This is a genomic window from Novosphingobium mangrovisedimenti (assembly GCF_025153475.1).
Taxonomy (GTDB): domain Bacteria; phylum Pseudomonadota; class Alphaproteobacteria; order Sphingomonadales; family Sphingomonadaceae; genus Novosphingobium; species Novosphingobium mangrovi_A.
Genome location: NZ_JANZXA010000012.1, coordinates 79,051 through 90,960, shown reverse-complemented (window position 1 = coordinate 90,960; position 11,910 = coordinate 79,051). Strand labels below are relative to the sequence as shown.

General features: G+C 61.3%; 9 protein-coding genes. 3 read left to right on the top strand and 6 right to left on the bottom strand.

The genetic code is table 11. The annotated features are described in order from the left end of the window. The 4 genes from NZK81_RS16580 to bla all read right to left on the bottom strand — a co-directional run bounded on the left by NZK81_RS16580 (nucleotide 1) and on the right by bla (nucleotide 6,003). Complete coding sequence (locus tag NZK81_RS16580) at nucleotides 1-2,991, bottom strand: TonB-dependent receptor (RefSeq protein WP_260047188.1); 2,991 nt, start codon at nucleotides 2,989-2,991, stop codon at nucleotides 1-3. 150 nt (nucleotides 2,992-3,141) lie between these two features. Then, the gene (locus NZK81_RS16575; RefSeq protein ID WP_260047187.1) at nucleotides 3,142-4,086 is read right to left on the bottom strand and encodes a FecR family protein; all 945 of its coding nucleotides are present in this window, start codon (nucleotides 4,084-4,086) and stop codon (nucleotides 3,142-3,144) included. Next, nucleotides 4,083-4,637 carry an RNA polymerase sigma factor gene (locus tag NZK81_RS16570; RefSeq protein WP_260047186.1) on the bottom strand — a complete coding sequence of 185 codons (555 nt, stop codon included), beginning with the start codon at nucleotides 4,635-4,637 and terminating at the stop codon, nucleotides 4,083-4,085. Before NZK81_RS16570 ends, NZK81_RS16575 begins: the two co-directional genes overlap by 4 nt. Nucleotides 4,638-4,989: 352 nt before the next feature. Next, entirely contained in the window at nucleotides 4,990-6,003 is a 1,014-nt protein-coding gene (gene bla / locus NZK81_RS16565; protein ID WP_260047185.1) for a class A beta-lactamase, read from the bottom strand. Nucleotides 6,004-6,111: 108 nt separating this feature from the next. Here bla and NZK81_RS16560 point away from each other — a divergent pair, with 108 nt between their 5' ends. The 3 genes from NZK81_RS16560 to NZK81_RS16550 all read left to right on the top strand — a co-directional run bounded on the left by NZK81_RS16560 (nucleotide 6,112) and on the right by NZK81_RS16550 (nucleotide 8,679). After that, nucleotides 6,112-6,978, top strand: coding sequence for a LysR family transcriptional regulator (locus NZK81_RS16560; protein ID WP_260047184.1), 867 nt, complete (start codon nucleotides 6,112-6,114; stop codon nucleotides 6,976-6,978). A gap of 130 nt (nucleotides 6,979-7,108) precedes the next feature. After that, nucleotides 7,109-7,861 carry a peroxide stress protein YaaA gene (gene yaaA / locus NZK81_RS16555; RefSeq protein WP_260047183.1) on the top strand — a complete coding sequence of 251 codons (753 nt, stop codon included), beginning with the start codon at nucleotides 7,109-7,111 and terminating at the stop codon, nucleotides 7,859-7,861. Nucleotides 7,862-8,232: 371 nt separating this feature from the next. Next, the gene (locus NZK81_RS16550) at nucleotides 8,233-8,679 is read left to right on the top strand and encodes a CHRD domain-containing protein (RefSeq protein WP_260047182.1); all 447 of its coding nucleotides are present in this window, start codon (nucleotides 8,233-8,235) and stop codon (nucleotides 8,677-8,679) included. A gap of 74 nt (nucleotides 8,680-8,753) precedes the next feature. Here the strand turns inward: NZK81_RS16550 and NZK81_RS16545 are convergent, their stop codons facing one another. Together NZK81_RS16545 and NZK81_RS16540 are read right to left on the bottom strand one after the other, a co-directional pair. Continuing rightward, nucleotides 8,754-11,018 carry a TonB-dependent receptor gene (locus NZK81_RS16545; RefSeq protein WP_260047181.1) on the bottom strand — a complete coding sequence of 755 codons (2,265 nt, stop codon included), beginning with the start codon at nucleotides 11,016-11,018 and terminating at the stop codon, nucleotides 8,754-8,756. A 204-nt stretch (nucleotides 11,019-11,222) separates the two neighbouring features. Continuing rightward, on the bottom strand, nucleotides 11,223-11,804 hold the full coding sequence (locus NZK81_RS16540) for a TetR/AcrR family transcriptional regulator (protein ID WP_260047180.1): 582 nt from the start codon (nucleotides 11,802-11,804) through the stop codon (nucleotides 11,223-11,225). Between the last annotated feature and the right edge of the window lie 106 nt (nucleotides 11,805-11,910).

Sequence of the window (11,910 nt, the reverse complement as noted above, 5' to 3'; positions counted from 1 at the left end):
TTAGAAGCTGTAGGTTGCCTTGAGCGTGAAAGTCCGGCCCGACGTCGTGGTGCCATAGAGGCGGTCGTCGGTGTCCGAATATTGCTCGATCGGCTCATCGGTCACGTTGAGGATGTCGAACGCCAGCTTCAGCCTCTTGTTCACGTTGTAGTGGCTGCTGAAGTCGATGAACGTCGAACCGTGAAAGCCGCGCTCGTCCTCGTCGGTATTGCCGGCCTGCACGCTAAGGATCCAATCGCTGCGATAGGCACCGGAAACACGCGCGCCCCAGCGGTCCGTCTCGTAGTAGAGCGTGACATTGGCCGTGTGCTCCGACAGCCCGGGGAAGCTCTTGTATTCGCTGATGCCGGTCCCCTGGACGTCGGGATATAGCGTTTGGCCGTCAGCATAGGTGTAGTTGGCGATCAGCCCCAGGTTTTCGAGCGGGCCCGGCAGGAAATCGAAGTCATGCTTGAACCCGACTTCGAAGCCCTTGATCGTGCTCTTGCTCAGATTGACCTGGCCGAGATAGCTGTAGATCGTATCGGCCGTCTGCGGGTTGCCATACTCGTCCAGCGCACCGTCGAGCCATGACAGGGGGTATCCGCTGTCGCCATAGCGGATGTCGAACGTTTCCGATCCGATCATGTCGGTGACGCGCTTGTAGAACAGGCTGACGGAGATGTAGCCGCCCTCCTTGAAATAGTACTCGCCCGACAGGTCGAGGTTCGTCGATTTCATCGGCCGCAGATCGGGGTTGCCCGCCGAAATCGTCAGGACTGTCGGGTTGTTGTTGATGCGCCCGCTCACGCCCAGCGCCCCCAGCGCGACGCGCGTGATGTTCTTCGAGGCGCTGGCGCGCATGACGAACGCGTCGGTCACGTCCCACGCCAGATTGAGCGTGGGCAGGAAGCCGTCGTAATACTTGTCGATCGACACCGGCACATCATTGGCGATGCCCTTGGACGTGATCTTCGTATCGTAATAGCGCAGGCCAAGGTTGCCGCGCAGCGAACCGAGCGGAAGCCCTATGTCGCGAAAGGTATATTGCAGATAGGCGGCTTTCGTCTGCTCGATGACGATGGTGCGCTTGTCCTCGGAGATCTGATCCAGTTCGCGCTGGATGCCGTATTTGTCCAGCACGCCCTGGATGTCGGTGGCCAGCCAGCAACTGCCGGTCGCGCATGTGACGAAGGTCAGGTTCGGGTCGACAGTGTCGTCGATAGTGCCGTCATTGAAGCCGGTCTTGTTGATATTCTCGTTTTCCGCGACCCAGTATTCGTTCCTGTACTTCTTGTATGAAACGCCCGCGCTCAGGTTGTGATGGCTGTCCAGATCGTAGCTGGCATCGAACTTGGCGACATCGAAATCGTTTTTGATTTCCGGCTGCCAGAGGTCGATGTCGGCATAATAGTGAGAACCGGGGTCAAGGACATTGGATGAGTAGGTGTTGTAGCCCGTAAAGCCGTTGCGGAAATCGAGTGTCGCATCGACATTCGGCACAACCATGTAGACCTTGGCACTGTTATCCTTGAACTCGGTGCCTTCGTGCCCGGCCAGCGCCTTGAAATTCAGGCGGTCGTCGACCTGCCAGTCGCCATGGAAGACGACCTGCGAGATTTTCGATCGTGCCGTCTCGATGCGGCTTTCGCTCGCCACTTTCGTGTCTTCGAGCGCGAGATAGGTGACCTGATTGGCACCGGCGTACTGGAGATCGGTGATCTTCGTGCAGGTTTCCACACCGTGGAGCGTATAGCAGCCAAGGCCGGTCGATGATCCCGTGTTGAGCTGGATGTGATATTCGCTGCGCTTGGCGTTGAGTTCGCCGTAAAGCGCATCGATGCCGAAACGCAGGTTGTCGCTGGCCTGCCATTGCAGCGCCAGGGTGCCGCCGAGGCGTTCAGTATCGCTGTTGAAGATGATCGGACGCGCGCCGCGCGCGAACCAGAGCTGCTTGTCGTTGATCAGATCCTGAACATCCGAAGGAAGCGCGGAAATATCGCCCCCCTGAGCATCCACCTGCCGCCAGCGGACGGTATCGTAACCGGTCTCGGACACGTCGCGGCGGCTATAGGCGAAGGAGGCCAGGATGCCGAAGTCGCCAAGACGCTTGCTGAACAGGCCCGCGAAGCGCTTTCCCAAGGTGTCGTCGGCGTTTTCGTTATGCTGAAGCTGGGCACTGATCACGGCCTTGTCGCTTGAATAGTCGAACGGGCGCGGCGTGCGCAGGGCAATCGTGCCAGCCAGTCCGCCCTCGTCAAGATCGGCTGAGTAGGTCTTGTGTACGTCGACGCGCGAGAACAGTTCGGAGGCGAAGATATTGTAGTCGAAAGCACGCGTCCGGCTGACGGAACCGCGCGAGTCCATGGCCGAGGACGTGGTGCCGAGCGCTTCCATGCCGTTGAGTGTCACTTGCGTGAATTCGGGCCCGAGGCCGCGCATCTGGATCTGGCGCCCCTCGCCGCCTTCGCGGGTGATGGTAATGCCGGGGATGCGTTGCAGGGCGTCGGCGAGGTTCTGCTCTGGAAATTCGGCGATGTCTTCCGCCAGAATGGTCTCGCGCGTGCCGATCGCCTTCTTCTTGAGCTGTTCGGCCTTCAGCAGGCTCGCCCGGTAGCCTGAAACGACGATGTCCTCGGCCCGGATCGGCTCTTCATCGGCGACGGCAATTGCCGCCGGTTCACGCGCGGCCGTGTCGCGTTTTGCGGGCGCCTTTTTTGCCGCCTTGCGCAGAATGACCGTTTCGCCGACGATCTGCGCCTCGATCCCGCTTCCCGAAACAAGCCGGGCGATAGCGGTGCGCGCCGTGAGCCGGCCGCGGACAGCCGTGCTGTGCCTGCCCTGCAGCAGCGCACCGGAAGCCGCGATCTGCAAACCCGTCTGGCGGGAGAATGTGGACAGGGCAGCCCCAAGATCCTGTGCCGGAATTGCAAATTCAAAGTAGCTGTTCGTACCAGCCTGCACCTCGGCAGGTGCAACAACGGCAATCCCCGCAGCCGAAAACAAAAGCAAAGAAGGATATTTTCCTGAAAAATGCATTACGCCCATCCTCGTGAAGTTTGGGCGTTAGACGGGCCGGAACAGAAAAACCCGACAAAGTTTTTTATTATATTTCAATTACAAATTTGCGTCAGTTTTATGAAACACAATTTGTACACGCCATCACTGAAGGGTGATGACGTCCCCCTTGTCCACCACCGTCACACCGTAGGCGTACTTGAGGGCGGAGAGCACCGAGGCGGGCCGGGAAATGTGGAATCGGCCGGAAACCCTGCGCCGTGCCAGCGTCTCGTCATCGATCCGGATCTGATGTTCGGAATAGCGATCGAGCTTCTCCACCAGCAGGCCGAGCGGCTCGTTGGACATTTCGAACCATCCGGCAATCCAGTCCGGTCCGGACCTGTTCATGAAGTCCGATTGCCAGACGAGATGATGCGCCGTCGCCTTGGCCGCCTGCCCCTTGCGCAGGACCATGTATTCCCCCGTCGGCCCTTCCAGCCCGACCACGCCGCGGTAGACCTGCACCACGGTGTCCTGCTCTCCCTGCCGATCGACGTTGAAGGCAGTGCCCAGAACCTTGATTTCGGCCGAGCCGCTTTCAACCGTGAATCCGCGGAACCGCTCGTGCGCGATGTCCAAAAACACTTCCCCGCGCCGAAGCACGGCCGTGCGCTTCCACGGCAGGATGCGCACCTCCAGCTCGGCATCACCGCTGAGAGTGGCCCGAGACCCGTCCGCCAGAGTGATGTGATCGCCGGCGCCCCTGTCCGTGCGATAGATGTCCGTCATGAACAGCGGGCCGGGCAAGGCAAGCACCAACAACGCGATGGCGGCCACCATCAGGCCGAACGCCATGCTCGCCATGACCTTCTTCCTGCCGCCAGCCATCTCCTCCGCTTCAGGCTGGGGAGCGCTGTTGGAAAGGCGCGCGGCTCCGGTCAGCAGTGGAGAATCCCACAATCCCTGCAAGTCCGAAAAGACGTCCCGGTGACGGGCATCCGCGTCCATCCACTTGTCGAAGCCCCTGGCAACGGACACATCGACGACCGGCGAGTTCATCTGCTCCAGCCAATATGTCGCTTCTTCGGTGATTTGCCGGTCCTTCAAGAGCCGTCTCTCTTGCTGCCTGAAGATCGCTTCATTGCTTTTGTCAGCGTTTCGAGCGCCCGACCTATGTGCTTTTCAACGGCCTTGGAAGACATATTCAAATCTTTGGTGATTGTTGCATAACTTTCACCGTGCAGGCGCCGCCGCAGAAAAACCTCGCGGCGCAGCGCCGGCATTCCACTCAACGCACCGGAGAGGCGTTCGATTTCCAGACGGTCGGCCACGATCTGGTCTGGCAGGGGCGCGTCGCATTCGATGCTTTCTTCGAGCTCTCCGGTCTGTCCCCTGGCGGCCCGGTGGTGATCGGCAATGAGGTTGGCCGCGATTCTGTAGGCCAGAGCGTAAAGACTGGCGACGTCATGAGACCGGCAGTATTCGATGCAGCGCAACACTGTTTCCTGCGCAATATCCTCAGCGATATCGTCCTGCTTGCGGCGAGCCAACGCATATCGGCGAATGGCTTCCATCACGCCCGACCAGTCGTGACGCCCGTCCCGTTCGTGACCGACCGGGGCAATCGGGAGGGTGGGAGAACTCATGGTCTTGGACACGGCGCGCGTGCTAGTCGCGCGATGTGATAGTTTTAGGTCAGCAATACATCTGCGAGTTAGCCAACATCATTCTGCCCGCTTTGCAGAGGGCATCTTAGTTCCCGCTTTTGACGAGGAATGCGCCTGATGCGTGAGATTTTGGGACAGGTCTTATCCTGTCCTTCGTTTTGGCATCTTCGTTGGTCATTTGGGAAGCGTCGCAAAGCGGATGCTCGGTCGCTGCCATCATGACCTTATTCTCCCGATGCTTGGTCGCACTGGCACACGAATTGGAGATGGACTTAGGCGTGTCTACGAACGTCTACTATTTCCAACATGTTGCGGACATTGCCGAACCATCTTCAATCTTCCGTCAGATGGCATGCGAAGGTCTGCCCATACCAATTGCGGCCAAGTCCTTCGGGAGGCTACCGACTGATAGCTGCGCGAGCGTGATATCAGATCGCTCGGTACAGGCCGATCCCGTGTCGCATTCACTCTGAGTCATCGATGCGGCAACGCGGCCAACATCAGCCAGGACTGCGAGCGATACCGGATCCATCGGCTCGACCAGATGTTCGGGCTCGAAATAGGCCGCAACTACAAAGACCGGCCCTTCCGGTGGACCGCCGAAGGCCAGATCGACGTAGGTATGTCGATTGGAACCAATTCCGGTTCCCGTCTTGTCCCCCGCCACCCATTGCGGTGGAAATCCGGCGCGGATACGGTCGCGACCGGTCTTCGCCTCCACCATCCACTGCTTCAGCGTGGCGCTTCCTTCCAGCGAGAGGTGTTCGCCCGTCAACAGCTTTGCGACCGTGACCGCCATCGCTATTGGCGTAGTGGTGTCGAGCGTTGAGCCTGCCGGAACAACGTTAAGTCCGGGCTCGTAGCGGTCGAGCCGGCTCACGGTATCGCCAAGCGAGCGCCAAAAGCGGGTAAGTTCCCCGGGGCCGCCGAATCTTTGAAGCAGGACGTTCGCGGCCGTATTGTCGCTGGTTACTACCGTAGCATGCGCAAGATCCTTGACGGAGAGGCCGCCAGCCACGTTTTCGGAGGTTACCGGACTGTGCGACAGCAAGTCTGCTTGGCTCCAGTGCAAAACCTCTTCCGGAATGATCTCGCCGCGCTCCGCCTTTGCCAGCACCATGGCTGCAAGCGACAGCTTGAACGAACTGCAGTGGGCAAAGCGCTCGCGCTCGCGCCAGCCGAAGCCTTGGTTGCGCGCCGGATCGAAGACATAAGCGCCCAGTCTGCCGCGGGCGCGTGCCTCGATCTGGCGAAGGGCATCAGCCCCGGTTTTTCCAAAGGGCTCTGGGCCACTTCTTATGCAGCCGGAAATTAGAACCGCCATGGCTCCCGTCAGCACGTCCCGCCTGTCAAACATTGAATCAGCTCCGATAATTGCGTCCTTCAAGACTGTTGTGAGCGCTTGTTGACCGAGCGGGCAAACGATGGTTTCTGAGGTTTGTCCCTAGCTATTCTAGGATCAGTGATGGATATCAGGACACTGTCGCTCAATACGTTGAGGGCGTTCGAAGCTGCAGCAAGGCATCTCAATTTCACCCGCGCGGCAGATGAACTATGCGTAACGCAGGCTGCCGTAAGCCAGCAGGTGAAGATGCTGGAAGCCCATGTCGGCAAAGCGCTGTTCCGCCGCACCACGCGCGGGCTTGTTCTCAGTGATGAGGGCGCGCTTCTTGCTCCGGTGGTTTCCGCAGCGCTGGGGCGGGTCGCCGAAGCACTCTCCGTCATCAGCACTGGTGGTGTACGGGAAGTTCTGACCATCGGTGTCGTCGGCACGTTCGCGCTTGGCTTTCTGATGGAGCGGCTTCCTGAATTCCAGGCACTTCACCCAGGAATCGACGTTCGTATGCTGACGAACAACAACGCCGTCGACCTGTGGACGGAAAGCCTGGACGTGGCGATCCGCTTTGGAGACGGGTCGTGGCATGGCGTAACAGCTGAGCGACTGATGCCTGCACCGATGACCCCGGCCTGCTGCCCGGCGATGGCAGGCCAAATTGTGAATGTAACCGATCTTGCGCGCTTCCCGCTTCTGCGCTCGTACCGGCTGCAGGACTGGTCCACTTGGTTCGAGGCCGCGGGCGTGAGGGGACTGATAGCAAACGGGCCCATATTTGATGCATCGCATCTTATGGCCCTCGCCGCCGCGCGCGGCATGGGCATTGCCTTGTTGCCACTGCCGATGTTCGAACGTGAGCGCTCCGCCGGCCAACTCATCACGCCTTTCGACATTACAGTGGACCGCGGCAGCTATTGGTTGACGCGCCTGTCTTCGAAGCCGGTCTCCGACGCCGCTTCAAGATTCTCGCAATGGCTGCTCCAAGCCGCTGCATGAAATGCGGAGCATGACTCGGATCAAAGTGAATACTGAACAAAGGTCTGCTTATAAGGAGTTGCGCCTCGGCGCTGAGCGACCGCTTTGTCGGCGTTTTGACGCAAGGACATGCCCCCGCTACGGACGGTGCATGATTGCCTTGCTCTCCCCCGCCAAGACGCTCGATTTTGAGCGCGCGCTGCCGCTGCTGACCGCCACAGAACCGCATTTCGCCGAGGAAGCAAGCAGCCTCGCCAAATCGGCGGCCAACCTGTCGCAAAAGCGATTGAGCGACCTGATGCATATCTCGCCGCGGTTGGCTAAGCTCAATGCAGAACGGTTTCGCGACTTTGCGAGGCTGCCCGAGCGGCCAGCGCTCTTCGCGTTTGCCGGCGATGTCTACACGGGCTTCGAAGCGCATACGCTGCACGAAGCTGGCATCGTTTTCGCGCAGGCCCACGTGCGGATATTGTCCGGGCTGTATGGCCTGCTGCGCCCGTTGGACGCGATCCGGCCCTACCGGCTCGAAATGGGGACGCGCTGGGCGCCGCGCCGCAAAAGCCTGACCGACTGGTGGGGCGAGCGTATTGCCGAGCTACTGCATGCGCAGGTTGCCGACGAAGGATCCGGCATCGTGCTCAATCTCGCCAGCCAGGAATACTTCGCAGCCGTCAAAGGCAAGCTTGCAGACGTGCGGGTTATCGATGTGGAGTTTCGCGAACCCGGTCCGGACGGCCCGCGTTTCGTGAGCTTCAATGCCAAGCGAGCACGAGGCATGATGGCGCGCTGGCTATGCGAAAACCATATCACGGACGTCGAGGCGATGCGTGGTTTCGACACCGATGGATATCGCTTCGATGCGAGCGAGAGTGAGACCGATCGCTGGCGGTTTATCCGTACATGAGTGGCGCGAGCCAACGTCGATTGATGTGATCGCGATCAACGATGAATTGGCGTCGCCTGCGGTCGACTTCGCCAGGCCAATGGCGCACAGCGGCACGAATGGCCTCGAGATCGAATCCTGACTTTGAGCAAATGAGGCCCCGACGGGGAGGGCGTCCGCCTCGCGAGCTGCGAAATACAACCGGACATGTAACGCGGCCGATTGACGGTATTTTCGAGGCTGAAGCAATGGCACACAATGTGTAACCTCGGACCAAATCAATATGTCAAGGTTGTCGAAACAACCGAGTGGGAGTAAGCTCCAGAGCCCGGTAATACCGGGCAACGCTACCGGATTGCCCGCCATGTGTGTGCACAACCGGGAGAGAAAAGATGCGACGCTTTACCAGCCGACTGGCCGCTGTCGTGGTGCTTGCCGGGTCATGGGCGCTGCCTGTTTCGGGTGCCCATGCCGGGGAGGCCGCCAGGACCTACCATGCCACGCTGACCGGCGCGCAGGAAGTGAAGCCGGGCGATCCCGACGGCTCGGCAAGCGCCGATGTCACCGTCAGCGCGGACCGGGGCACGCTGTGCTACGACGTTCACGATATCCAGGGTCTCGATCCCGTCGTCGGCGCGCATATCCATCGCGGCGCCGTGGGTGAGGACGGGCCGCCGACGATCCCGCTGACCGCGAGCCCCGAGGGCGGCTTCAAGGGCTGTGTCGCCGCACCCGACTGGCTGGACGAGGGCATGAAGTCCGATTTCACCGGCTACTACATCAACCTCCACACCCACGAGTTTCCCGCCGGTGCCATCCGCGGGCAACTGGGGCTCTAGGGGCTGCGCAACCTTCGAAAAATTGCGCCCGGACCGCGAGGCCCGGGCGCACGAGGTTGTAAGCCAGGGTTGGCTCAATAGGTGAACTTCACAGTCACACCGTAAGTCGCGGGCGCCGCACGGGCGGTCGTCGCGCCAAGGCCGGTGGAGATCTTCTGCTGGAAATATTTGGTGTTGGTGACGTTCTTGCCCCAGAGTTCGACGCCCCAGTTCTCGTTGAGCCAGTAGGCCACCGAGCCATTGAGCAGCCCGTACTTCTTCTGGCGCAGCGTGCCGTCGGATTCGAAAGGGAAGCCGCTGTTGTAGCTGCCGAGCAGGTTGAAGCGCAGTTCGCCGCTTTCGCGGACCGGGACGGTCAGGCTCATGCCGAGACTTCCAGTGAAGTCCGGTGCGCCCGGGGTCTGGAAGCCGGATGCGTCGCCCAGGCAGGTCAGGAAGCCGCCGGTGGGCGTGCCCGTGGTCGTGCCGGGTTCCGAAGTGCCGGGCGCATCGCAGACCGCCGGCAGCGGATAGATGAAGGGGGCCTGATAGCTCGATCCGGGAGCGCCGAAGTTGTCGAAGCGCGAATCGAGCCAGGTGAAGCCACCGAAGATGCGCAGGTTCTCGACCGGCGCCGCTTCGAACTCGACATCGAGACCGTCGACCTTCACCGATGCGGCATTGAGCAGAACGGCCGAACCCAGATTGCTCAGCGCCGCCGAGCGGATCTGGTAGTTCGAGATGTCGTAGTGGTAGACCGAGGCGTTGAGGCGCAGGCGGCGGTCCAGCAGTTCCGACTTCACGCCGATTTCATAGGCGTTGATGTACTGCGGCTGGACCGGCGCGTTGGCAGGGCTCTGCAGCGAATAGGTGCCCGCCTTGAAGCCCCGGTTGTACGAGGCATAAACGCTCAGGTCGTCGGTCAGCTCCTGCCGGATCGCGGCGCGCCAGGTGAACTTGCCGTAGGAGATCTTGCCAGTCGTCGGAATTTCCGGGAGCATCGTGGTGCCCACGATCGGCGACTGGCCGCCGCCCAGCTTGCGGATGTCCTTGGTGTAGCGCACGCCGCCGGTCAGGGTGGTGGTCCGCGTCAGTTTGTAGCTGACTTCGCCGAAGGCCGCGTAGGAATCGGTATCGAGCGAGGCGTCGATGTAGAGGCCCGAGAGCGGCGATAGCCCGAGGCCGGAGAAGGTCGACTTGTTGTAGACTTCCGAGCGCAGGTAGAAGCCACCCAGCTGCCAGGACAGCGGATCTGTGTCGTTGGAGGTGAGCCGCAGTTCCTGCTGGTAGGCGCGCGAGCCGGAGGTGAAGGCGATGCGCAGCCAGGGCAGCGGTCCGCCGTCGACGTCGAAGTCGCTGACGTTCTTGCTGTCGCTCACCGAGCTGATGCTGGTGAGCGAGACGGCGCCCAGGTCTGCCTCGACGGTTCCGCTCACGCCCCAGGTCTTGAGCTTGGTAAGCGAATAGTCGTTTGCCGCGGTGTCCATCGATCCGATCGAATAGACCGGGCCGGTAAAGCCGCGGCTCGGGAAATCCTCGTCGATCGACCAGCCGATGGCGGTGTTGTCGTCCATGTCGTAGTAGTCGCCGGCCACGGTCACCTTGACGGCGTCGCTCGCGCGCCAGACGAGCTTGGAGCGCGCGCCCCAGTACTTCATTTTCTTGATGTCGCGGCCCACGGTGACGTTGCGGCCCCAGCCCTTGTTCTGGTTGTAGCCGGTGAGCGCGAGATCCATGCTCACGTTGCTCGTGATCGGTCCGCCGACGTAGAGCTTGCCATGCACCGTCTGGTAGTTGGCGTAGCCCGCTTCGCCCTGCGCTTCCAGGAAGTCGCCCGGCTCCTTGGTGATGATGTGGATCAGGCCGCCGAAGGCGTTGCGCCCGAACAGCGTGCCTTGCGGTCCCTTGAGTACCTCGATGCGCTCGATGTTGTTGAACTGGGTGACCGTGCCTGACAGGTCGGGAATGTAGACACCGTCGACGTAGAAGGCGTTCGAGCCCTCGTCTCCGACCGAGGCGTTGGTGGTGCCCACGCCGCGCACGAAGAACAGGCCGCTGGCGCCGGAGCGTTGGAAGTTCACGGCGGGCACGACCTGGCTGAGCGTGTTGGTCTCGTTGACGCCGGCCTTGCTCAGGGTGTCCGAGCTGACCGCGGCGATGGCAATCGGGACTTCCTGCAGGTTCTCGGCGCGACGCTGCGCGGTGACGACGATTTCGTCGAGACCGGCGCTTTGCTGCGGTTTTTCGGGTGCCGGTTTCGTGGTGTTCTGCGCCATGGCCGGGCTGGTCATGGCTAGGGCGCCGATTGCGGCGGTGCCCAGGAGCGCGCGCAGGCGCAAGCCGTCGATACGGTAAGCCATCAGTTCTCTCCCCTATGCTTCCCGGATCTTGGGTGCCCGGGTCGCTTTCATGTGTACCGGGACCGACGCGATGCGGGATCGTCTCCCGGGCCCTTGTCAATGTACACAATGAATCCGCGGCGCATCCTTAGAGGGGACTGTACACCTGTCAAGTCCATGGGCGAGAGGCATCGCCGGGCGGCGATCCTGCAGCGGCAATGACACTTAGCCGGGCTCGTACAAATCCAGCGTCGCCCCGATGTAGTCGCGGATCTCGCGGTGCGCGGTGGTCATCGCGACATTGCTCTCGATGACGATGCTGCGAGCCAGGGCGGACATCATCGTCGCCAGGACAGCGGCGGGCATCGGCGGTGTTGCGATGCCGTTCTGCGCGCAGACCTTTTCGATGACCTCGATCTGGAGCGCGCGGAAGCTCTCGCCGCTGGCGCGCATCTCGTCGCGCAGGGCGGGATAGATCTTGCCCAGCGCGACGTATTCCAGCATCCGCCGCGCCTCGGGAATGTTGCAGTTGAGGTCCCAGAGCGCATGGAGCGGGCGGGCGCTCGAGAGCGCCTCGTCGTGCAGGCGGAAATAGCTGGCCGAAGAGCGCCGGAACACCGTGACGACCAGCTCTTCCATCGACCGGAAATAGTAATGGACCAGCTGCGGCTTGAGTTCGGCCCTGCCGGCGATGCGCCGGGCAGTGAAGGCGGGATAGCCTTCCTCGTCGAGGATTTCGGAGGCGGCTTCGATCAGCCGCAGGCGCGTGCCGGCACTTGTCGAGTTGTATCCGCGATTGGCTGCCATGGCCAGCAGTCTAGGCGTGGGAGCGCGAATTGCAATTTTGCGTGTTCGCGGGGTCTTCGGACGAGAAGGCGGCGCGCGTCAGGGCGTCCGCCTTCCCGCCGAAAGA